Source organism: Spirillospora sp. NPDC048824, assembly GCF_043198455.1.
Lineage (GTDB): Bacteria > Actinomycetota > Actinomycetes > Streptosporangiales > Streptosporangiaceae > Spirillospora.
Window position 1 is genome coordinate 171,736 of the sequence record NZ_JBICUS010000012.1, and the last position, 22,715, is coordinate 194,450.

General features: G+C 72.2%; 18 protein-coding genes. 9 read left to right on the forward strand and 9 right to left on the reverse strand.

Going from position 1 to position 22,715, the window contains the following annotated elements; translation table 11 throughout:
- Window positions 1-2 precede the first annotated feature (2 nt).
- Window positions 3-4,418, forward strand: coding sequence for an FtsK/SpoIIIE domain-containing protein (locus ACGFIS_RS24045; RefSeq protein ID WP_392972542.1), 4,416 nt, complete (start codon window positions 3-5; stop codon window positions 4,416-4,418).
- Between the two features lie 355 nt (window positions 4,419-4,773).
- Here ACGFIS_RS24045 and ACGFIS_RS24050 read toward each other — a convergent pair whose 3' ends face one another.
- Window positions 4,774-5,316: a hypothetical protein gene (locus tag ACGFIS_RS24050; RefSeq protein WP_392912263.1), complete on the reverse strand. Its 543-nt coding sequence runs from the start codon at window positions 5,314-5,316 to the stop codon at window positions 4,774-4,776.
- 226 nt (window positions 5,317-5,542) lie between these two features.
- Between ACGFIS_RS24050 and ACGFIS_RS24055 the strand changes: the two genes are divergently transcribed.
- Both ACGFIS_RS24055 and ACGFIS_RS24060 read left to right on the forward strand, forming a co-directional pair.
- Window positions 5,543-7,306, forward strand: coding sequence for an acetyl/propionyl/methylcrotonyl-CoA carboxylase subunit alpha (locus ACGFIS_RS24055; RefSeq protein WP_392972544.1), 1,764 nt, complete (start codon window positions 5,543-5,545; stop codon window positions 7,304-7,306).
- Window positions 7,307-7,450: 144 nt separating this feature from the next.
- Window positions 7,451-8,923 carry a hypothetical protein gene (locus ACGFIS_RS24060; RefSeq protein WP_392972546.1) on the forward strand — a complete coding sequence of 491 codons (1,473 nt, stop codon included), beginning with the start codon at window positions 7,451-7,453 and terminating at the stop codon, window positions 8,921-8,923.
- Here the strand turns inward: ACGFIS_RS24060 and ACGFIS_RS24065 are convergent.
- The gene (locus ACGFIS_RS24065) at window positions 8,812-9,522 is read right to left on the reverse strand and encodes an SPFH domain-containing protein (RefSeq protein ID WP_392912270.1); all 711 of its coding nucleotides are present in this window, start codon (window positions 9,520-9,522) and stop codon (window positions 8,812-8,814) included. The genes ACGFIS_RS24060 and ACGFIS_RS24065 overlap by 112 nt on opposite strands.
- Window positions 9,523-9,670: 148 nt before the next feature.
- Between ACGFIS_RS24065 and ACGFIS_RS24070 the strand changes: the two genes are divergently transcribed.
- Window positions 9,671-10,747 carry a histidine kinase gene (locus ACGFIS_RS24070; RefSeq protein ID WP_392972548.1) on the forward strand — a complete coding sequence of 359 codons (1,077 nt, stop codon included), beginning with the start codon at window positions 9,671-9,673 and terminating at the stop codon, window positions 10,745-10,747.
- A 51-nt stretch (window positions 10,748-10,798) separates the two neighbouring features.
- On the opposite strand, the gene ACGFIS_RS24075 is transcribed toward ACGFIS_RS24070, so the two are convergent.
- On the reverse strand, window positions 10,799-11,458 hold the full coding sequence (locus ACGFIS_RS24075) for a response regulator (RefSeq protein WP_392912274.1): 660 nt from the start codon (window positions 11,456-11,458) through the stop codon (window positions 10,799-10,801).
- A 306-nt stretch (window positions 11,459-11,764) separates the two neighbouring features.
- Between ACGFIS_RS24075 and ACGFIS_RS24080 the strand changes: the two genes are divergently transcribed.
- Together ACGFIS_RS24080 and ACGFIS_RS24085 are read left to right on the forward strand one after the other, a co-directional pair.
- Window positions 11,765-12,223, forward strand: coding sequence for a CBS domain-containing protein (locus tag ACGFIS_RS24080; protein WP_392912276.1), 459 nt, complete (start codon window positions 11,765-11,767; stop codon window positions 12,221-12,223).
- A 130-nt stretch (window positions 12,224-12,353) separates the two neighbouring features.
- Window positions 12,354-13,634: an SLC13 family permease gene (locus ACGFIS_RS24085; protein WP_392912278.1), complete on the forward strand. Its 1,281-nt coding sequence runs from the start codon at window positions 12,354-12,356 to the stop codon at window positions 13,632-13,634.
- Between the two features lie 57 nt (window positions 13,635-13,691).
- Here ACGFIS_RS24085 and ACGFIS_RS24090 read toward each other — a convergent pair whose 3' ends face one another.
- Window positions 13,692-15,077 (reverse strand): NAD(P)H-quinone dehydrogenase, encoded by a 1,386-nt coding sequence (locus ACGFIS_RS24090; RefSeq protein WP_392912413.1) that lies wholly within the window; start codon window positions 15,075-15,077, stop codon window positions 13,692-13,694.
- 187 nt (window positions 15,078-15,264) lie between these two features.
- On the opposite strand from ACGFIS_RS24090, the gene ACGFIS_RS24095 reads away from it, so the two are divergent.
- Genes ACGFIS_RS24095 through ACGFIS_RS24105 form a run of 3 tightly spaced genes read left to right on the forward strand, consistent with a single transcriptional unit; the run spans window position 15,265 to window position 18,389 of the window.
- On the forward strand, window positions 15,265-15,717 hold the full coding sequence (locus ACGFIS_RS24095; protein WP_392912280.1) for a gamma-glutamylcyclotransferase: 453 nt from the start codon (window positions 15,265-15,267) through the stop codon (window positions 15,715-15,717).
- 52 nt (window positions 15,718-15,769) lie between these two features.
- Entirely contained in the window at window positions 15,770-16,570 is an 801-nt protein-coding gene (locus ACGFIS_RS24100; RefSeq protein ID WP_392912282.1) for a purine-nucleoside phosphorylase, read from the forward strand.
- A 28-nt stretch (window positions 16,571-16,598) separates the two neighbouring features.
- Window positions 16,599-18,389, forward strand: coding sequence for a phospho-sugar mutase (locus tag ACGFIS_RS24105; RefSeq protein WP_392972550.1), 1,791 nt, complete (start codon window positions 16,599-16,601; stop codon window positions 18,387-18,389).
- 34 nt (window positions 18,390-18,423) lie between these two features.
- On the opposite strand, the gene ACGFIS_RS24110 is transcribed toward ACGFIS_RS24105, so the two are convergent.
- From ACGFIS_RS24110 to ACGFIS_RS24130, 5 genes are all read right to left on the reverse strand, one after another.
- Window positions 18,424-19,092: a PH domain-containing protein gene (locus tag ACGFIS_RS24110; RefSeq protein WP_392972552.1), complete on the reverse strand. Its 669-nt coding sequence runs from the start codon at window positions 19,090-19,092 to the stop codon at window positions 18,424-18,426.
- Window positions 19,093-19,099: 7 nt separating this feature from the next.
- The gene (locus ACGFIS_RS24115; RefSeq protein WP_392912289.1) at window positions 19,100-20,191 is read right to left on the reverse strand and encodes an adenosine deaminase; all 1,092 of its coding nucleotides are present in this window, start codon (window positions 20,189-20,191) and stop codon (window positions 19,100-19,102) included.
- Between the two features lie 165 nt (window positions 20,192-20,356).
- On the reverse strand, window positions 20,357-20,710 hold the full coding sequence (locus ACGFIS_RS24120; RefSeq protein ID WP_392912291.1) for a cupin domain-containing protein: 354 nt from the start codon (window positions 20,708-20,710) through the stop codon (window positions 20,357-20,359).
- Window positions 20,711-20,837: 127 nt separating this feature from the next.
- The gene (locus tag ACGFIS_RS24125; protein ID WP_392912293.1) at window positions 20,838-21,668 is read right to left on the reverse strand and encodes an ABC transporter permease; all 831 of its coding nucleotides are present in this window, start codon (window positions 21,666-21,668) and stop codon (window positions 20,838-20,840) included.
- On the reverse strand, window positions 21,665-22,645 hold the full coding sequence (locus tag ACGFIS_RS24130; RefSeq protein ID WP_392912295.1) for an ATP-binding cassette domain-containing protein: 981 nt from the start codon (window positions 22,643-22,645) through the stop codon (window positions 21,665-21,667). Before ACGFIS_RS24130 ends, ACGFIS_RS24125 begins: the two co-directional genes overlap by 4 nt.
- Window positions 22,646-22,715: the final 70 nt, after the last annotated feature.

Consider the following 22,715-nt stretch of genomic DNA (forward strand, 5'->3'; position numbering starts at 1 on the left):
TGATGCGGATCTCGTTCACGGCGCTGACCGGCGGAGGACCACGCGACGTCGTGCTGGACGCCGACTCCGAGGCCACCGTGGACGGGGTCGCGCAGTCGCTCGCCGCCCTGCTCGACGGCCGGGCGCCGTCGGCCGCGCCGCCGCCCGTCCCGACGCCCCGCTACTCCAAGGACGCCCTGCTCGGACGGGACGGGCTCGCCTCCGGCGGCGGCCGGAGCCCGCGATCGCGGCGGGCCCTGTGGATGGACGGGCGGATGCTCGACCCGCAGGCCCTCGCCGTCAAGGAACTGCGGGACGGCGCCGTCGTGGCGGTCGAGCAGCGCGGCGCCGCCGCCACCGTCCTCGCCGAGCCGACCGGCCTGGTCGAGGTCCGCGTCGTGGGCGGCCCGGCGGCCGGGTCGGTGCACCGCCTCGGCCTCGGGGCCTGCACGATCGGCTCCGGGCGCGACGTGGACGTGGTGCTGGACGACCCGTCCGTGCCGGCCCGTTCGCTGCGGCTCACGGTCGGGCGCGAGGCCGTCGAGGTCGAGGCGTCCGCGCAGACGATGGAGGGGAGGGCCGAGCTGGACGGGACGCCGCTGGCCGCCAAGACGACGTGGCCGGCGGGCGCGCTGCTGTCGGTGGGTTCCAGCGTGCTGGCGCTCGCGCCGAGCGCCGCCCCCGACACCCACCTCGAGCCGCTGCCCGAGGGCGGCCTCGCGTTCAACCGGCCGCCGCGGCCCGACCCGGCGCACCGCGACCGGCGGCTGGAGGTCCCGGAGCGTCCCGAACGCGACCCGCGTGATCGGCTCCGGCTGCTGGGGGCGCTGCTGTCGCACAAGAGGTCGCTGAAGGAGTACGACCGCAAGTCCGGCGAGTTCGACGGCGAGCTGCGGCGGCTGCTGCGCGAGGACGAGGCCGAGCGGCGCGCGTTCCACCCCGACCCCGCCGAGGTGCTGCTGACCGCGACCGGCCCGCGGCGGCGGCTGTGGGAACGCCGCCACGGCGACCCCGACGCCCTGCACCTGCGCATCGGCCTCGCCGACCTGCCCGCCCACATCGAGTTCACCGGCGACGCCCGCATCGCGGTGCCGCCCGCGCGCCGGGTCCCGGTGGCGCTGCCGCTCGCGGAACTGGGCGTCATCGGGCTGGCCGGGCCGCGTCCCGCGTCCCGCGCGCTGGCCCGCTGGCTGGTCGGGCAGGCCGCCGCCCTGCACGGCCCCCGCGACCTGTCCATCGTCGTCCTGTCCGCCGACCAGGGGGCCGGGGACGAGTGGAACTGGGTGCGGTGGCTGCCGCACTGCGCGCCGCGCGAGGGCGAGGACTGCGTCGCCCTTGTCGGCACCGACGCGGAGTCCGCCGCGCACCGCGTCACCGAACTGGCGATCCGGGTGACGGAACGGCGCCGTGCCGCCCAAGCGGAGTCGTCCTTCTCCGGGCAGGGCGGGAAGGCCGCCGATGCCGTCCCGTACAACGTCCTGATCGTCCTGGACGGCGCGCGCGCGTTGCGCCGCATACCCGGGATGCCGATGCTGCTGTCGCGCGGCGCCGAATACGGGCTGTACGCCATCTGCGTCGACGACGAGGAACCTCTGCTTCCCGAAGAGTGCCAGGCCGTGGCCGCGTGGGATCCGCAGTACCCGTCGATGGTCCGGCTCCAGGGCCAAGGGCTGGATGTGATCGGGCGCGTACTCGCCGACCAGGTCTCGGCGACCTGGACGGACCGGGTGGCGCGCGCGCTGGCCCCCGTCCGGGACGTGTCACGCGAGGGCGCCGAAGACTCCATCCCGCCCGAGGTGCGGCTCCTGGACGTCCTCGACATGCCCGACCCCACCGCCGAGCACATCCTCCAGATGTGGACGCGCACAGGCGGCCGGACCACACGCGTCCCCATCGGCGTCGGCCCGGGCGGACACGGCCCCGGAGACCCCTACGAGATCGACCTCCGCACGGACGGGCCGCACGCCCTCATCGCGGGAACGACGGGCGCGGGCAAGTCGGAGCTCCTGCGGACGCTCATCGCGTCCCTGGCCGTCGCGAACCGTCCCGACGAGATGACGTTCGTTCTCATCGACTGCGAGGGCGGCGCCGCGTTCGACGACTGCGCCCGCCTCCCCCACACCGTGAGCGTGGTCACCGACCTGGACGGCCACGCGGCGGAACGCGCCCTGGAGTCCCTCGCCGCCGAACTCCGCCGCCGCGAGGAGGTCCTCCTCGACGCGGACGCCAAGGACGTCGACGACTACGACGACCTGCGCGTCACCGACCCGGACCTGCCCGCGATGGCGCGGCTCGTCCTCGTCGTCGACGAGTTCGCCGCCATGGTCACCGACCTGCCCGACTTCGTCACCGGCCTGCTCGGCATCGGACGCCGCGGCCGCTCCCTCGGCGTCCACCTCGTCCTCGCCACGCGGCGTCCCGCCGAGGCCGTCACCGCCGGCATCCGCGCCGACACCGGCCTGCGGATCGCGCTCCGCGTCACCGGCCCCGACGAGTCGGCCGGCGTCCTCGACTCTCCCGAGGCCGCGCAGATCTCCAAGGCCACCCCTGGACGCTGCTACGTCCGCTCCGGCGTGTCATCGCCGCAGCCCGTCCAGTCCGCCCGGATCGGGGGGAGACGCCCCGGGGCCGGCGCCGGCGGCCGCGGCCCCACCGTCCTGCCGCTCCCCTGGCAGGGCCTCGGCCACCCGCTGCCCGCGCCCCGCGGAGCCGGCGGCACCACCGCGGGCGACCCGGATCTCGCCACCGACCTCGGCGTCCTCGTCCAGGCGATCGACGAGGCGGCCCGCCGCGCCGGCATCGCCCGGCTGCCGTCACCGTGGCTGAGCCCGCTGCCCGAACGGATCACGCTGACGCCCGGCACCGCCGCCGGCGGCTCCGTCGTCGACGTCCCCCCGATCGCGTTCGGCGTCACCGACCTGCCCGCCGTCCAGTCCCGCGAGCGGCTCACCCTCGACCTCGCCTCCGGAGGCAACCTGTACCTCGCCGGGTCCGCGCAGTCGGGCCGCTCCACCGCACTGCGCACCATCGCCGGGTCCCTCGCCGGCGCCTGCTCCCCCTACGACGCGCACCTGTACGCCATCGACTGCGGCGCGAACGCCCTGCTGCCCCTCGTCTCCCTCCCGCACTGCGGCGCCGTCGTCAGCCGCGACCAGCTCGGCCGCTGCGAACGGCTCGTCACCGCCCTCGCCGCCGAGGCCGCCCGCCGCCGGCAGCTCCTCGCCGAGGCGGGCTTCGCGTCCCTCGCCGAGCAGCGCGCCTCCGTCGCCGCCACCGACCGCCTTCCCTGGATGGTGCTGCTCCTCGACCGCTGGGAGGGCTTCCTCGGCGCGTTCGAGCACTACGACCACGGCCGCCTCGTCGACCAGGTCATCCGGCTCCTCCGCGACGGCGCCGCCGTCGGCCTGCGCGCCGTCTTCACCGGCGACCGCTCCGGCCTCGGCGGCCAGATCGCCACCGTCTTCGACCGCCGCCTCATCCTCCGCATGGCCGACCCGAACGACTACGGCTACGGCGGCCTCCACGACAAGCAGGTCCCCGCCGCGATGCCGCCCGGCCGTGCCCTGGAATCCGTCGTCCCCGGCGCGCCCCCGCGCGAATCACAGATCGGCCTCCTCGGGGACGACCCGTCCGGCACCGCGCAGATCGCCGTCCTCCAGGAGATCGCCCGCACCTGCATGTCCCGCTACGGCCGCCTGCCGCGACGCCAGCGTCCCCTGCACGTGGACGAGCTACCGGTCCGCGTCACCTACCGCGAGGCGATGTCGCTCGACCCCGAGTTCCTCGCCCCGTCCGCGCTCTGGGCCCTCGTCGGCGTGGGCGGCGACACCCTGGCCCCGGTCGGCGTCGACCTCCTGAACGAGGGTCCCGGCTTCGCCGTCGCCGGCCCGCCCCGCTCCGGGCGCTCCACGACGCTGCGCACGATCGTCCACTCGCTCCTCGACCCCGCCGTCGGCGGCGGCCTCGTTCCCGTCGTGCTCGTCACGCCCCGGCGCTCCCCGCTCCGGCTCCTGTCCGCCCACCCGGGCGTCCTCGGCGTCCTCACCTCCGACTCGGGCGCCGGCGACCTCACCGATGCCATCGGCGACGAGCACCGCTACGCCGTCGTCGTCGACGACGCCGAACTCTTCGGCGGAACCGACCTGGACGACGCCCTCCGCGACGTGCTCCGCACCGCACGCGACGGCGAGCACGCCGTCGTCATCGGCGGCACCACCGGCGACATCGGACGGGGCCACCGCGGCTTCCTCTCCGACGTCCGCCGCTCCCGCTCCGGGGTCCTGCTGTCCGTCGACTCCCCCGACGACGGCGACCTGTTCGGCCTCCGCCTCCCCCGCAACGCCCCTTTGGGCGGCCCCACCGGCCGCGGCCTCTTCGTCGCCGCCGGTGCGGCCACCCAGATCCAGGTGGCCCTCCCGCCCCAGCCGAACGCGGGCTGACCGGCCCTCGGCGAACATCGGGGGGAGGCCATGCGGGTGGTGGATGCGGGTCCCGGCCTCGGGGGGATGGGCCGGGACCCGCGGCTCGTGGCGGGCGTCAGTGAATGGCGTCCTGAAGAATGGAGCCTTTCTTCAACTGCGGGCGGAAACGGCTTACCACCGGCGTCAGCCTACGCCTCATCCATCACGTTGATCCAGGCCCACCACGTGGAACCCCCGCTGAAACGGCTCTGTCCGCGGCATTCCAGCGTGTCCGAATGTGGCCAGACCATCTACTCCACATGCCTTGTGACCGGCGCAATTACTCCCCGTCAAAGCATTTTCAGAGCCTGGCCGCGCAATTCGGCGGAACGCGTCAGCGGGCGGGCGAGACCGGGTCGTTCACCGGGTGCGCGTCCGGGTCGAGGACGCGCTCGGCGATCAGGGTGATCTGCTCGCCCCGGGTCCGGAACACGAACCGGCGCCGCACCGACTGGGTGACCTTGCCGCTGCCGTACCGGACGACGGTGTGCTCGACCGCCTCCAGCGTGATGCGGTCCCCCTTCCGGACGGCGCGTCCTTCGTCGAGGCTCGTGCGGGCACCGGTGTAGGCGGGGCCGCCCTCGACGGGGGCGCGGTTGCGGTTCTCCAGTTCGCGGACGGCCCGTTCCTGGGAGCGCGCGAGCCGCGGGGAGATCCGGACGCCGTACACCTCGCGGGGCACGGCCGCGCCGTCACGAGGGTGCTTCTGGACGAGGGCCTGCGAGCGGTGCCGCAGCAGCGTGCTCGCGGCGATCGTGAGCTGCCGGGTGACGTCGGCGTCCACGACGGGGCTCTCCCGCCGGACGGTGGACGAGGGAGCCAGCAGGCAGGCGGCCAGGGCGACCGTCAGGCCGACCCGGGGCCACGGGCGAACCATCGGCCTCTCCCGCTGATAGGAGCCGAGCAGATCCGAGCCGAAGATTACACCCGCCGGCCGGCGGGCCGGTGCGGAACGGTCACCGGTGAGCACGTCCCCGGTCCCGTGCCCGGCGTGCGGCCGCAGACCGCCTGGCACGGGCGTTGCCGCGCAATAAGGAGGGGCTTACGAAAACCTGGAACGGCGGTTATCTAGACTGCGTGCGAGGTTGAGGGAGGAGACCCACGTGCGCAAGGTCCTGATCGCCAACCGCGGTGAGATCGCGGTTCGTATAGCCCGTGCCTGTCGCGATGCGGGGCTGGCCAGTGTGGCGGTGTACGCCGAGCCCGATCTGGAGGCGCTGCACGTTCGGGTCGCCGACGAGGCGTTCGCCCTGGGTGGGCGGACCGCGGCCGAGAGCTACCTGAACATCGAGAGGCTTTTGAAGATCGCCGCCGACGCCGGCGCGGACGCCGTCCACCCCGGCTACGGCTTCCTGGCGGAGAACGCCGATTTCGCGACGGCCGTGCAGAACGCGGGGCTCACGTGGATCGGCCCGCCGCCCGAGGCGATCATCGCGCTGGGCGACAAGGTGCAGGCCAGGCATATCGCCCAGAAGGTCGGTGCGCCGCTGGTCGCCGGCACCAAGGACCCGGTCTCCGGGGCGGACGAGGTCGTCGCGTTCGCGGAGGAGCACGGCCTGCCGATCGCGATCAAGGCGGCGTACGGCGGCGGCGGGCGCGGCCTGAAGGTGGCACGGACGCTCGAAGAGGTCCCCGAGCTGTACGAGTCCGCCGTCCGGGAGGCCGTGGGAGCGTTCGGGCGCGGCGAATGCTTCGTCGAGCGGTACCTGGACAAGCCGCGGCACGTCGAGACGCAGTGCCTGGCCGACAAGCACGGCAACGTCGTCGTCGTGTCCACCCGCGACTGCTCGCTGCAGCGGCGGCACCAGAAGCTCGTCGAGGAGGCCCCGGCGCCGTACCTGTCGGACGAGCAGGTCGAGCTGCTGTACACCTCGTCCAAGGCCATCTTGAAGGAGGCCGGGTACGTCGGCGCGGGGACGTGCGAGTTCCTCGTCGGCCATGACGGGACGATCTCGTTCCTCGAGGTGAACACGCGCCTCCAGGTGGAGCACCCCGTCACCGAGGAGGTCACAGGGGTCGACCTCGTCCGGGAGATGTTCCGCGTCGCCGACGGCGAGGAGCTCGGGTACGGCGACCCGGAGCGGCGCGGCCACTCCATCGAGTTCCGGCTGAACGCCGAGGACGCCGGGCGCGGGTTCCTGCCCGCCGTCGGCACGCTGACCCGGTGGGAGCCGCCGACCGGGCCCGGGGTCCGGCTGGACACCGGCTACGGCGCCGGGCAGACCGTCCCGCAGGCGTTCGACTCCCTGATCGCGAAGCTGATCGTGACGGGGGCGACGCGCCGGCAGGCGGTCGAGCGGGCCCGCCGCGCACTGGCCGAGTTCGAAATCGACGGGATGCCGACGGTGCTGCCGTTCCACCGGGCGGTGCTGGACGACCCGGCGTTCGTCCCGGAGGGCGACGCGACGCCGTTCTCCGTCCACACCCGGTGGATCGAGACCGAGTTCGACAACCGGATCACGCCCTACGAGACGTCCGTCGCCGGGGACGAGGACGAGGGCGAGCGGGAGCGCGTCACCGTCGAGGTCGGCGGCCGGCGGATCGAGGTCGTCCTGCCCGCGGGTCTGGGCGCGTCCGCCGCCCAGGGAGGCGCCGCCCAGCCCGCCAGGAAGCGCGCGGGCAAGAAGGGCGGCGGCGCGCAGGCGTCCGGCGACTCGCTGGTCAGCCCCATGCAGGGCACAATCGTCAAGATCGTCGTCGAGGACGGCGCGACGGTGGAGGCCGGCGACACCATCGTGGTCCTGGAGGCGATGAAGATGGAGCAGCCGCTCACCGCCCACAAGGCCGGGACGCTCACCGGACTGGCCGCCGAGGTCGGCCAGACCGTCTCCGCGGGCGCCGTCATCTGCGAGATCAAGGACAGCTGAGCCCGCCTGCGAGGCCGGCGGGGCCACCCGGCCCGGTTTTGGGCAGGGTGGTTTCCGGTCTGGGGGGCGGCCACCATTGAACTCGGCCGCAAATAGGTCCTGCGGAGGAAGCGATCCCGGCTTCCACGTGGGCAGACTGGAGGCATGAGCACCGAGATCCGGGCCAACCAGGCGGCACGCCGGGGCGCCGTCTCGGCGATCATCGCCGCCGCGATCGCCGTTCCGGCGTTCGCCTTCACCGCCCCCGCACAGGCCGCCACGGAACAGCCCGCAACCACACGAGCAGTCGCAGCACAGACGGCCACCACGCGGATGGCCACCACGCAGACGACCGCGGCGCAGTCGACCACGGCGCAGACGACCGCGGCGCAGACGACCGCGGCGCAGACCCTCGCCGCGCCGCCGGCCGCGCCCGCCGACACCGTCGGGCAGATCGCCAAGGGCCTCATCGACTCGCGGCTCCACGTGACGAGCGAGGCCGGTAACGCGCTGTCCCCGGCCGCCCAGAGCGAGGTCCGGTCCGCCCTGGCCGGCGCCGGCGACGCCGACATCCGCGCCGTGGTCGTCGGCAACGACATCACCAGGGACCAGGTCAGGCAGCTGCTTCCGGCCGTCGCGCAGCGCGTCGGCGAGGGCGAGACCTATGTCGCGATCACCGCCGACGGCGCCCGGATGGGCGCGATCTCCCAGAAGCTCGACCAGGCCGAGATCAACCAGCTGGTCACGCGCACCAACGGCATGCCGCTGGAGGACCGGCTGACCCGGTTCGGCGAGCTCGCCGAGAACAAGGTCGACGAGAAGGCCCGGTCGAGCGCGATCGGCGGGTTCGTGACCCTCGGCGTGCTCATCATGGTGGCCGCGCTGGTGGCGGCCGCGTTCCTCGTCTCCCGCAAGCGGCAGCGCACCCGGGCGGCGCAGGAGATGGCCGACCTCAAGAGCGGCGTGGAGGAGGACGTGACGCTCCTCGGCGAGGACATCGCCCGGCTGGACCTCAACGTCATGGACAAGGACCTCGACCCCGACATCCGCGCCGACTACGAACGCGCGATGAACTCCTACGACAGCGCCAAGACGGCGACCGAACGCGCCGTTCAGCCGCAGGACATGCAGGAGGTCACGACCTCGCTGGAGGACGGCCGCTACTACATGACAGCGACGCGAGCCCGGCTCTCCGGTGACCCCGTCCCCGAACGGCGTGCGCCGTGCTTCTTCAACCCGCAGCACGGGCCGTCCGTGAAGGACGTCACGTGGGCGCCGCCCGGCGGTGTCGCGCGTTCCGTCCCGGCGTGCGAGGCCGACGCCGACGCCGTCCTGCACGGGACGGACCCGGACGTCCGGATGGTGCCGTACGGCGGCGTCCGGCGCCCGTACTGGGACGCGGGCCCCGCGTACGGCCCCTACGCCGGCGGCTACTACCGCGGCTACGGTGGGATGGACCTGCTCAGCGGCATGATGATCGGCACCATGCTCGGCTCGATGATGGGCGGCGGGTTCGGCTACGGCGGCTACGGCGGCGAGGGCATGGGCGCGGAAGGCGGCGACATCGGCGGAGGCTGGGACTTCGGCGGAGGCGACTTCGGCGGGTTCGGCGGAGGCGGCGACTTCGGCGGGTTCTGAGCGGCGCGGACCGGGACCGTCGCGTCGGTGATGGAAACGAGGTTCGCGGCCACTCCCCAGGGCCGGACCGCCTCGTTGACGCGCCGGACCAGATCGGCGTCGTCCCCGTCGGCCATCAGGGACGGCAGGTCCGCCAGGTCCCGGTCCGCTATCACATCGCGCAGCGCGACCGCGGTGGTCGCCTGCGCGGCCGAGGACGGCGTATCCGCTGCGGACGCGTACCTGACGGGGTCGTCGGCCCCCATCATCGCGAGCGCCTTGACGCGGACGGGAACGCCGTCCCTGGTGGTGGCCTTGACCCAGATGTCGTGCGGCCGCATCCCCATGGGGACGCGCACGCCGGTGTCGGCGAGCGGGAGCAGGAACCGCAGCCCCGGCCCGCGGACGCCGCGCGTCCTCCCGAACCGCCGGACGACGAGCCGTTCGGACGCCCCGACCCGCCGGAACCCGGAGGCGATCACCATGGCCACCAGGAGCCCGGCGACGATCACGAACGCCGAGCGGGCGCTCAGGGGGCCGTCCTGTGCGACCAGGTTTCCCGCCTGCTGCCCCACCTCGGCCTCCCTTGGGTCGTCGCCGGTGTCCTCACCCTCCACCATGGGCGGAGGAACACCTCATCACCATCGGGGCGAGTGCTCATTTCGCGGGCGCGCACCATGCAGACGGAACACGTCCCGGGCCGGTGGCCGCCCTGCTCGGAGCCGCACTGAATGGACAACGACGGGCTTTGTGGGGTGACCTGGTTCCATGAGCGCGAGTGAGACCGGACCGGCGGCCGGCACCGACCCCGGGAGCCGTGACGCCGGGCCGGACGCCGGGCGGCCGCGGCGCCTGCCCAGGACGCCCGTGCCGGGCCTGTTCTGGCGCATCCTCGGAACCAACGGGCTCATCTTCGTGATCGGCACCGCCATCCTGGCCTTCGCGCCCGTCACGGTGTCCTCGCCGGTCCTGCTGAGCGAACTCGTCGTCCTGGCGATCGGCATCGCGCTGATGGTGGCGGCGAACGCGCTGCTGCTGCGGGCGAGCCTGGCACCGCTGGACGGGCTCACGACCCTGATGGCGCGCCTGGATTCGCTGCGCTCCGGCGACCGGCTCGCGACGACCCCGAACCGCGACCTGTTCCGGCTGGTCGACCACTTCAACGCGATGCTCGACCGGCTGGAGGCCGACCGCAGCATCAGCACGGCCGTGGTCCTGGACGCGCAGGAGGCCGAGCGGCGCCGCATCGCCCAGGAACTCCACGACGAGATCGGGCAGAGCCTCACCGTGGTTCTGCTGGAGTTGAAGTCGGTGGTGAACCGGGCGCCCGGCGAAGTGGCGGAGGACCTGCGGGGTGTCCAGGAACTGGTCCGGTCGAGCCTGGACGAGGTGGGCCGGGTGGCCCGCCGGCTGCGTCCCGGCACACTGGACGATCTCGGCCTGACCAGCGCGCTCAGCTCCCTCGCCGGGGACTTCTCCGGGACGGGCGGGCCGCGGGTGACGCGCCGCGTCCAGACCGGCCTGGACGACCTCGGGCCCGACGTCGAGCTGGTGATCTACCGGATCGCGCAGGAGGGCCTGACCAACGTGTGGCGGCACTCCGGCGCGAGCAACGCGGAGCTGTCGCTGGCACGCGACGACGGCGGCCGGGTGATCCTGCGGGTCGTGGACGACGGCTCGGGGCCGCCCGTCGAGCTCGGTTCCGGCATCCACGGGATGCAGGAACGCGCGATGCTCATCGGGGCGCAGCTGGACATCGGCCCGGCCGACGGCGGCGGCACCGAGGTCAAGCTCGTCATACCGCCGCCGGGTGCGCGGCGCGGCCAGTACCCCGTCAGAACCTGAGCGCGGCCCCCGACAGGTGGGGCGGCGGGCGGGGCGAGCGGCGGGCGGGGGTCAGGGCTCGACGAGGCCGACGCGGATGGCGTACTTGGTCAGCTCCAGCCGGTCGCGCATGCCGAGCTTGCCGAGGATGTTCGCGCGGTGCCGGTCGACGGTCTTGATGCTGATCGTCAGCATCTCGGCGATCTGCTTGGACGAGTACCCCTCCGCGACCAGCTTGATGATCTCTTCCTCGCGTGGGGTGAGAAGGCTTTCGGGGCCGTCGCCGTCCCGGTCCCGGGCGAGGTACTCGCGGATCAGGGTGTTGACGGCGCCGGGGTACAGGAACGGCTCGCCCCGCATCGCGGCGCGGCAGGCGTGCAGCAGGTCGCGGTCCGCGACGGATTTCAGCACGTAGCCGGACGCGCCGGCCTTGAGCGCCTCGAACAGGTACTGCTCGTTGTCGTACATCGACAGGATCAGCGTCCGCACGGAGGGGAACCGCCGGGAGATTTCCCGGACGGCCTGGAGCCCCGTCATGCGCGGCATCGCGATGTCGAGGATCGCGAGGTCGACCTCGGTGCCGGCGCACGCCTCGATGGCCTCGGCGCCGTCGGCGGCCTCGGCGACGACGGTCAGGTCCGGTTCGGCGTCCAGGATCAGCCGGAGCCCGCGGCGCACCAGTGCATGATCATCGGCCAGCAGTATCCGGGTGCGGGTCTCCCGAGCGTGCACCGATCACCTCCGGTCTCGCCTCCATGGTAGGCAGATCCCAGCTCAGCCCGGACTGGGCGAACCACAAATACATGATTCCTCCTGGCCCATATGGGTGCCGGCCCCGATGCCGATGCGGTCCGCCGCCGCAAAGACTGGACGGTGTACGCAGAAAGGGGCGGACGCATGGCACAGCGATCGGGCACCGGACACGGTGCCCTGCCCAAGGCGCCGCGGAGGCCGTCCTGCGACAGGACCGCCCCCGGCGTTAGGAGGAGGAACCTATCAGCCCTGGGAACCAGGCTCTCCGGAAGCCGAAAGGAAACCATGCAAGCGCGGGACATCGCCGTACAGGTGCCGACCGTGACACTCGGCGACTCGATCGCCCACGCGATTCAGGTCATGGCGCTCGGCCGCCTGCCCGGACTGATCGTCGTGGACGAGGAGCAGCGCCCCCGGGTCGTCCTGCCCGGGACGCAGGTGCTGAAGCTGGCGGTGCCCGCCGCCTATCAGGAGGACCAGGCACTGAGCCGCACCGTGGACGAGGCGCACGCGGACGTGTTCTGGCACGAGATAAGCGACATGAGGGTCGGGGACTGCCTTGGAGCGCCCACGGCCCGCCCGGTCAGCGTCAAACCGTCCGCCACGTTGCTGGAGATCGCCACGCTCATGGCGCGGCACCGGAGCCCGCTGGTCGCGGTGGTCGACGAGGCAGGGCTGCTCGCCGGCGCGGTCATTCTGGACCGGCTGCTGTCGGCACTGGCGCTGACCAGGCCCGACGACTGAGGGACGCGCCGGCAAGAGGTACGCGCCCAAAAATCGCGCGCCCGCCGGGCGCACACTCCGACGGCACACCGTTCATCCGCATCCCGCTTGACGGCACCTCGCTCGACGGCGCACAAGGATGGGACGCGCCATGAGCGCCGTTGCCGCGCTCGCCATCTTCGTCGTGGCGTTCTTCTTCATCGCGACGGAGAAGATCGACAAGGTCAAGGTCGTCCTTGTCGCGGCCGGTCTGATGACGGTGCTCGGGCTGACCTCGGGCGCCGACGTCTTCTTCTCCGAGCACGCGGGAATCGACTGGAACGTCATCTTCCTGCTGCTCGGCATGATGATCGTCGTCGGCGTCATCAAGGGCACCGGGCTGTTCGAGTACCTGGCGATCTGGGCGGCCAAGCGCTCGAAGGGGAGACCGTACCGGCTGCTGGTGATGCTGATGGCCATCACCGCCGTGGCCTCGCCGTTCCTGGACAACGTCACCACGATCATGCTGGTGGCGCCGGTGACGGTGGTGGTCTGCAACCGGCTGCGCATCCCCGCCCAGCCGTACCTGATCGCGGAGGTGCTGGCGTCCAACATCGGCGGCGCCGCCACCCTGATCGGGGATCCCCCGAACATCATCATCGGCAGCCGCGCGGGGCTGACGTTCAACGACTTCCTCGTGCACATGACGCCGATCGTGGTGATCATCTTCATCACGTTCGTGGTGATGTCGCGGTGGATCTTCCGCAAGTCGTTCACGTTCGACGAGCGGTACGTGGCCGAGGTGATGGCGCTGGACGAGCGCAAGGCGATCACCGACCACAAGCTGCTCGTGCGATGCCTCATCGTGCTGGGGCTGATCATCGTCGGGTTCTCGCTGCACTCGGTGCTGCACGTGGAGCCGTCGATCGTGGCCCTCATCGGCGCGGGCGTCATGCTGCTGGTCACGAAGGTCGAAGTCTCGGACGTCCTCAAAGAGGTCGAATGGGGCGTCCTGGTGTTCTTCATGGGCCTGTTCGTGATGGTGGCGGCCCTCGGGCACACCGGCGTCATCGAGAACATCGGCACCTGGGCAGCGGACACGATCGGCGACAACTACTTCGCCGCCGCCACCGCGCTGGTGTTCGGATCCGCCGTACTGGGCGCGTTCTTCGACAACATCCCCTACACGGCGACGATGGCGCCGATCGTGGAGGGGATGGCCGCCGGGGCCGACCCGCAGACCGCCGACGCGCTGTGGTGGTCGTTCGCGCTCGGCGCCGACTTCGGCGGGAACGGGACGGCCGTCGCCGCGAGCGCCAACGTCGTCGCGATCGGCATCGCCGCCAGGACCGGTCACCCGATCAGTTTCTGGCAGTTCACCCGCTACGGGGTGGGCGTCACGGTCGTCAGCACCGTGATGGCGTGGGCGTACGTGGCCCTGCGCTACTTCTGAGCGGCACGCCGCACTTCCAGCGGTCCCGTCGCTCGACCGAGTGGCCGGGCACGTCTCTCAGTAGGCGTGCTCGGCCATCAGGCGGCGGGACGCCTCGGTGATGCTGCCCGACAGCGACGGGTAGACCGCGAACGTCTGGGCCACCTGGTTGACGGTCAGGTGTTGCTGGACGGCGATCGACACGCCCAGGATCAACTCGCTCGCCCGCGGCGCCACGATGACGCCGCCGAGGACGATCCCGGTGGACGGGCGGCAGAACAGCTTCACGAAACCGTCCTCGAAGCCCTGCATCTTGGCCCGTGCGTTGGTGAACAGCGGCAGCATGACCGTCCGGGCGTTGACGTCCCCGGAGTCGACCATGTGCTGCGTCACGCCGACCGACGCGACCTCGGGGTCGGTGAAGATGTTGGACGCGACCCAGCCGAGCTTCAGCGGCTGCACGGCCTCGCCCAGCGCGTGCCACATGGCGATGCGTCCCTGCATGCCGGCGACCGACGCGAGCATCAGGACGCCGGTGCAGTCACCGGAGGCGTAGATGTGCGGGACGGACGTCCGCGACACCTTGTCGACCTCCACGAAGCCGCGCGCGTCGCATTGGACGCCGACCTCCTCAAGGCCGATGCCCGTGGTGTTCGGCACCATCCCGACGGTCATGAGGCAGTGCGTGCCCTCGACCTTCGTCCCGTCCTCCAGCGTGACGATCACGCCATTGCCGGATCGCTCCACGCCCGCCGCCCTGGACCGCGACATGACGTTCATCCCGCGCCGCAGGAACACCTCCTGCAGGACGGACGCGGCGTCGGCGTCCTCGGTCGGCAGGATCCGGTCGCGCGACGACACCAGCGTGACCTTCGATCCCAGCGACAGGTAGGCCCCGGCCAGTTCGGCGCCCGTCACACCGGACCCGACGACGATCAGGTCCTCGGGCAGTTCCGGCAGGTCGTAGAGCTGGCGCCAGTTCAGGATGCGTTCGCCGTCCGGTTCGGCCCCGGGCAGCACGCGCGGCGTCGCGCCGGTCGCGATGAGCACGATGTCGGCCCGGATGCGCCGGTCGCCGACGGCGACGACATGCGGCTCGACCAGCCGCGCCTCACCACGGACGATCTTGACTTCCTCGTAGGCGAGCCGTTCCGCCACGTCGAACGACTGGGCCCGCGCGAGGTCCTTCACGCGGGTGTTGACGGTGGCGAGGTCGGCCTCCAGGGCCCCGACGATCCCGTCCGGGCCGCCGTTGAAGCGCAGGCCGAGGCCCGCCGACTCGGACATGACCGAGATCCGGGTCGAGGTGGCGATGAGCGTCTTGGAGGGCACGCAGTCGGTGAGCACGCAGGCGCCGCCGGGTCCGTCGCGTTCGACGACGGTCACGTCGGCGCCGAGCTGCGCCGCGACGAGCGCGGCCTCGTAACCGCCCGGGCCTCCTCCAATGATCACGATGCGGGTCACATCTTCCATTCTTTCCTACTCCCGGCAGTGAAAAGTCCCGCAGCGGACCGGTTTCCGCCGCACATCCGCGGGACGGCCGGTGGCGGCGCCTCATTTCGGTGCCGGCCGCCGAATACCCGGATACGCGCGGCCCGCAATCCGCGCTTCACCCCGGTCGCGGCGCGCGCGTGAGTTAGCCTTGGCCAACGTGGCACTGTACGCGGCGTACGCCTCCAACATGGATCCCGAGCAGATGGCGAGCCGGGCTCCGCATTCCCCCATGCGCGGCACCGGCTGGCTGGCCGGGTGGCGGCTGACCTTCGGGGGGCAGGACAAGCACTGGGACGGGGCCCTCGCGACGGTCGTCGAGGACGGTTCCGAGCAGGTCTTCGTCGTCATGTACGACGTGCCCGCCTGGGACGAGAAGGAGCTCGACGCCTGGGAGGGCGCCGCGCTCGGCGTCTACCGCAAGACCAGGGTCCGGGTGGAGACCCTCGACGGCGACGTGCTGTGCTGGCTGTACGTCCTGGACGACTACGAGGGCGGGCTCCCGTCCGCGCGCTATCTCGGCATCCTCGCGGACGCGGCGGAGAAGGCCGGCGCACCCGACGACTACGTCAAGGACCTGCGCACCCGTCCCTGCAAGTCGCTGGGGGACTGACCTCCGGGCGGCACGGCGGGGGCGCGGCGATCACGCCTGTAGTGTCGGCGATGTGAGCAACGACGCTTTTGCACTGGCGAGGAGCGCCGCGGACGAACTGCGCGCCCGCACGTCCATCGACTCCTTCGACGTCGCCCTCGTGATGGGTTCCGGCTGGGTCCCCGCCGCCGACGCGCTCGGCGAGCCCGCCGCGGAGCTGCCGGTGACGGACCTGCCGGGGTTCGCGCCGCCCGCCGTCGAGGGCCACGCGGGACGCATCCGCGTCGTGGAGGTCGGCGAGCACCGCGCCCTGGTGTTCCTCGGCCGGACGCACCTGTACGAGGGACGCGGCGTCGACGCGGTGGTGCACCCCGTCCGGACGGCGCTCGCCGCCGGGGTGAGGACGATGGTGCTGACCAACGCGGCGGGCGGGCTGCGGCCCGAGCACCAGCGGATCGGCGACCCGGTGCTGATCACCGACCATCTGAACCTGTCGGGCGCGAACCCGCTGACCGGCGCGACGTTCCTCGATCTGACGGAGGCGTACTCGGCGCGGCTGCGGGCCCTCGCGAAGGAGGCCGACCCGTCGCTGTCGGAGGGCGTGTACGCGGCGTTCCGCGGCCCGACGTACGAGACGCCCGCCGAGATCCGGATGCTGCGCACGCTGGGCGCCGACATGATCGGGATGTCGACCGTCCTGGAGACGATCGCGGCACGGCAGGGCGGCGCGGACGTCCTCGGGATCTCGCTGGTCACCAACATCGCGGCCGGGCTGTCGGACGAGCCGCTCGACCACGAGGAGGTCCTCGCCGCGGGACGCGCGTCCGCCGGCCGCATGGGCACCCTGCTCGGCACCGTCCTGACCAAGCTTTGAACTCGTGGGCCGTGGAGAAGACCAAGGTATGAGCGATCTTCGCGCGCAGGCGGAGGAGTGGCTGGCGCAGGACCCCGACCCGGGCACCCGCGCCGAACTCCGGACGCTCCTGGACGAGGGCGGCGACCAGGCCCTCGCCGACCGGTTCGGCGCGCGGCTGGAGTTCGGGACGGCGGGGCTGCGGGGCGAGCTGGGCGCCGGGCCGAACCGGATGAACCGGGTGACGGTGATGCGCGCCGCCGCCGGGCTCGCCGCCCGCCTCCCCCGCGGCGGCCGGGTGATCATCGGATTCGACGCGCGGCACGGCTCGCGGCGGTTCGCCGACGACACGGCGGCCGTGCTCAGCGGCGCGGGCCTGCGGCCGGAGGTGTTCGCCGACCCGGTGCCGACGCCCGTCCTGGCCCACTTCACCCGGACGTTCGATGACATCGTGGCGGGCGTCATGGTGACGGCCAGCCACAACCCGCCGCGCGACAACGGCTACAAGGTGTACTGGGCCGACGGGGCACAGATCGTCCCGCCGCTGGACGCGGAGATCTCCGCCGCGATCGACGCCGTCGGCCGCGTGGACGAACTGCCGCTCGGCGAGCGGTGGCCCGTCCACGAGGACGCCGGCCTCTACCTGGACGCGGTGTCGTCGCTGCGGCTCGGCGACGACCGCGACATCTCCGTCGTGTACACGCCGATGCACGGGGTGGGACGGGACATCCTGCTCCAGGCGTTCGACAGGGCCGGATTCCCCGCCCCGGTCGTCGTTCCGGAGCAGGCCGCACCCGACCCGGACTTCCCGACCGTCGCGTTCCCGAACCCGGAGGAGCCGGGCGCGCTCGACCTGGCGCTGCGGCTGGCGGACGCCCGCGGCGCCGACCTCGTGATCGCCAACGACCCCGACGCGGACCGCTGCGCGGTCGCCGTCCCGGTCCCGGACGGCGGCGGCTGGCGGACGCTGACCGGGGACGAACTCGGGGCACTGCTCGCCGAGCACGTCCTGCGGCACACCACCGGTGACGACCGCCTGGTCGTCACCACGATCGTGTCGTCGTCGCTGCTGCGCTCCATCGCGGCGGCGCACGGGGTCCGGTTCGCCGAGTCCCTCACCGGCTTCAAATGGATCATGAAGGCGGGCGGCGCGGGCCACCGGCTCGTGTTCGGCTATGAGGAGGCGATCGGCTACAGCGTCGGCGACGACCGCGGTGTGCTCGTCAACGACAAGGACGGCATCGCCGCCGCGCTCGCCGTCGCCGCGCTCGCCGCCGGCGCCCGCCGCGACGGCCGCACGCTGCTCGACCTCCTGGACGACCAGGCCCGCGAACACGGCCTGCACGCCACGTCCCAGCTGTCCATCAGGATCGACCGTCCTCCAGCCCCCACCCGCCACCATTCAAAGGACGAGCTCCGCTCGGACGACCGTCCTCCAGCCCCCACCCGCCACCATTCAAAGGACGAGCTCCGCTCGGACGACCGTCCTCCAGCCCCCACCCGCCACCATTCAAAGGACGAGCTCCGCTCACCCTCGTCGCTGATCACGGCCATGATGACCCGCCTGCGCGCCGATCCCCCGGCCCGGCTAGGCGGACGGCCCGTCACGTCGTTCGACGACCTCTCCCACGGTGTGGACGGCCTGCCGCCCACCGACGGCCTGCGTTTCCGCCTGGACGGAGGCTCACGGGTGGTCATCCGCCCATCGGGGACGGAGCCGAAACTCAAGTGCTACCTGGAGGTCGTCCTCCCCGTGGACGACGACATCGCCACGGTCCGCGCGCGCGCCGCCGCAGAGTTGGACGCCCTCCGCGCCGACCTCTCCGCGACCCTCGCGTGACGGCGTCTGGGGAACGCGTCTCGTGTGACGCGTCTCAGGTGACGGCGCCCACGACGGCGAGCACGACCAGCACCGCCGCCGGAACCGCCAGCGACGCCACCGCCGGGACGGACCATCGCACCGTCCCCCGCACCGGCTCCCCGCCCGCCGCCGACTTCGCCTTCCCGGACTCCGCCTTGGCCGCGGCGGCCTTGTCCGGTGCCCCCGACCTGGTCTTCGGACGCTGACGGTCGAGGATCTCGTTCAGACGCTGCGCCGCGTACGCCGCCGGCGTCCGCCCCCGCAGATCGATGCCCGGCGTCTTGCTCTCCTCCTTGCGGGCACGGGCCTCCGCCTTGGCCTGGGCGCGCGGCGACGTCTGGTGAACCCAGGCCCGCGTCTGCAGCTCCGTCCCGTCCGGGCCGGTGAACCGCACCGCCACCGCGTTCCCGCCCTCGATCCCGCGGACCGCGCCCCACGGCACCCGGGCCTCCCGCAGCGGGTTGCGGACCGTGACGGCCTCATCATCCCCGACGATCGCGGGCCGTAGGCCCACCGTGTACGCGATCCCGCAGCCCAGCAGCAGCACCATGCCGATGCCGAGCGTCATCAGCGAATAGTCGGCTTCGCCGGTGATGCCGATCGCCAGGTCGGCGATGTTCAGCGCCGCGAACACCAGCCACGCGTACGCCGCGACATGCCCGCCGGTGGAACGAATGGTCATGGCTCGATCATGCCAGGGGCCGGGCGCCGCTCCACTTGAGCTGCGCGAAACCGGGCTTGATCACCCCGTTGATCAGTTCGAGCCGCTCGTTGAACGGCGCGAACGCCGACTTCATCGCGTTCACCGTGAACCACTGCAGATCGTCCCACCCGTATCCGAACGCCTCGACGAGCTGCGCGAACTCGTTAGACAGCGTCGTCCCGCTCATCAGCCGGTTGTCGGTGTTCACCGTGACGCGGAAGCTCAGCCGCCGCAGCAGCCCGATCGGATGCTCCGCGATCGACTTCGCCGCGCCCGTCTGGATGTTGGACGTGGGGCACATCTCCAGCGGGATCCGCTTGTCCCGGACATAGTCGGCGAGGCGCCCCAGCCGGGCGTCCTCCCCCTCCACCTCGATGTCGTCGATGATCCGCACCCCGTGCCCGAGCCGGTCGGCGCCGCACCACTGGATCGCCTGCCAGATCGACGGCAGCCCGAACCCTTCACCCGCGTGAATGGTGAAATGCGCGTTCTCCCGCTGCAGGTACTCGAACGCGTCCAGGTGCCGGGTGGGCGGGTACCCGGCCTCGGCGCCCGCGATGTCGAACCCCACGACGCCCGCGTCCCGGTACCGGACGGCCAACTCGGCGATCTCCATGCTCCGCGCCTGGTGCCGCATCGCCGTCACCAGCGTCCCGACCCGGATCCCGAAGTCCTCGCGGCCCCGCGCGAACCCGTCGAGGACGGCCTCGACGACCTGTTCCAGCGACAGGCCCGCGGTGAGGTGCTGCTCGGGCGCGTACCGGACCTCCGCGTAGACGACCCCGTCGCCGGCCAGGTCCTCCGCGCACTCGTACGCCACCCGCGTGAGCGCCTCGGCGGACTGCATCACCCCGACGGTGTGGGAGAACGTCTCCAGGTAGCGCTCCAGCGACCCGGAGTTGGCGGCCGCCTCGAACCATTCCCGGAGATCGTCCGCGTCGGTGGCCGGCAGGTCCGTGTATCCGGACTCTCGCGCGAGGTCCACGACGGTCCCGGGCCGCAGCCCACCGTCGAGGTGGTCGTGCAGCAACACCTTCGGCGCGCGCCGAATGTCCTCAGAAGTCGGCCGAACGTTCATCCCTAGACGCTACCCGCCTCAGGGCTTGCGTGCGACGCCGACGAACGCGTCCATTTCGGGCGGCTCCTCCGCGTACGGCGCGGGCCTGCCCCAAGCCCCGGGCCCCTGGACGGACGGGCCGCCCGGCCGGCACTTCCTCATGCCCCCGGGCGGTCCGAGGCGGACTCAGGCCTTGGCGTACTCCTCCATGCCGCCTCCGAAGTCGAGGGCCACGCATGGCTCGTCCCCGACGACCCAGGCGTCATGGCCGGGTGCCACGGCGAAGACGTCTCCGGGCCCGACCTCGCCCTCGGAGCCGTCCTGCATCCGAATGCGCAGCCGCCCCTGGATGATGTAGCCCTTGTGGTCCGCTTCGCACAGGTCCGTGCCCATGATGTCCTTGAGCGACTCCGTCCAGCGCCATCCGGGCTCGAACGTCGCCTTGCCGAACAGAAGGCCCGGCAACTGGACGGTCTCCAGGTGTCCTCTTGGGAAGTCCCTTCGATCGTCCGGCTTCTCGATGCTCTTGATCTCCGTCATGATGGGTCCCCCTTTCACCATCACCTTTCACGCTCGCACCACCCCTGACCAGCGTCAAGAGGCATCACGGCCGGTCTGCCCGGCTCCCTGGCCGGGGGACGGCCCGGACGTACCCCGGCCGGTGGCGTCAGCGGCTCAGGCGCTGGTAGCGGCGGACGGCCAGGGGCAGGAAGACCGCGGTGATGACGATCGGCCAGACGATCGCCATCAGCAGTGCGTTCTGCTCGATCCAGGTGCCGCCGACGGCCGCCGGGTTGCCGAACAGCTCGCGGGACGCCGTCACCGTGGAGGAGACCGGGTTCCACATCGCGATGGCGCCCAGCCAGTCCGGCATGAGGGACGGGGCCACGAACGCGCTGGAGATCATCGCGAAGGGGAACGCGACGGCGAACAGGCTTCCGGCGGCCTCCTCGTTGGGCACCAGGAGGCCGAGGAGCACGCCGATCCAGATCAGCGCGAAGCGGAGCAGGAGGAACAGGCCGAAGGCGGCGAGGGTGCCGAGGACGCCGGCACTGGAGCGCCAGCCGATCGCCAGTGCCGTCAGGGCCAGGACGGTGAGGTCGAGGGTCGCGCCGATCAGGTCGCCGACGCCTCGTCCGGTGACGACCGCCGAGGGCGCCATCGGCATCGAACGGAACCTGTCGGTGACGCCGCGCGCGCTGTCGTAGACGACGACGTACGCCGTGTTCATGAAGCCCATCGCCATCGTCATGCCGAACATGCCCGGCATGAGGAACTCGCGGTAGTCGCCGCCGCCGGGGACCGACATCGCGCTGCCGAAGACGTAGCCGAACAGCAGCACCGAGACGATGGGGAATCCGAGCTGCCAGGCGATGTTGCTGGGCTGCCGGACGTAGTGGGTCAGGCCGCGCAGGACGATCGTCCAGCTGTCGGCGGCGGCCCAGTAGAGGCGCGTGCCGAGTCCGTCGTCGGCGGCCGCCATGCTTTCGGCGCTCACGCTTGCACCCTTTCCTTCGCGTCTTCCTTCTCGTCGTCGGCGTGGTGTCCGGTGAGGCGCAGGAACACCTCGTCCAGCGTGGGACGCCGCAGCCCGATGTCCTCCACGTCGACGCCGTCGTCCTGGAGGGTGCGGGCCACCTCGGTCAGCGCGGCCACGCGTTCGGCGACCGGCGCGTGGACCCGCGCCGCGGCCTCGTCGATCCGCGGCTCGGCGGACGCGACGCGGGCGACCACGGCCGCCGTCGCGGGCAGCGTCGCGGGGTCGCGCACCACCACCTCGATGCGGTCGCCGCCGATCAGCTGCTTCAGCGACCGGGGGGTGCCGTCCGCGATGACCCTGCCGTGGTCGAGGACGGCGATGCGCCCGGCGAGCTGGTCCGCCTCGTCCAGGTACTGCGTGGTCAGCAGGACGGTCGTGCCCTGCGCGACCAGCGACCGGACCGACTGCCACACCTCGCTGCGGCCGCGCGGATCGAGCCCGGTGGTCGGCTCGTCCAGGAACAGGACGTCCGGCGCCAGGATCATGCTGGCGGCGAGGTCGAGCCGTCGGCGCATACCCCCGCTGTACTCCTTGAGCCCCTTGTCGGCGGCCTCCACCAGGTCGAACCGCTCCAGCAGCTCGTCGGCGCGCTCCGCCGCCCGCTTCTTGCCGAGGTGGAACAGCCTGCCGAACATGCGCAGGTTCTGCCGCCCCGTCAGGACCTCGTCGACCGCCGCGTGCTGCCCCGCCAGCCCGATCCGCCGGCGGACCTGCCGGGCCTGGGTGGCGACGTCCAGCCCGGTCACCTCGGCCCGCCCGCCGTCCAGCCGGACGAGCGTGGCCAGGATGCGCACGGCGGTGGTCTTTCCCGCGCCGTTCGGGCCGAGCAGGCCGTACACCATGCCCTTCGGCACGGCGAGGTCGAAGCCGTCGAGCGCGTGTTCGTCTCCGTAGTTCTTGCGGATCCCCTCGGCGAGGATCGCGTCGTCCGCCATGCCGCCTCCCATTCCGGACTCACTTTGGGTACACCATACACTAATACGCGTACACCATACTCGAAGTAGG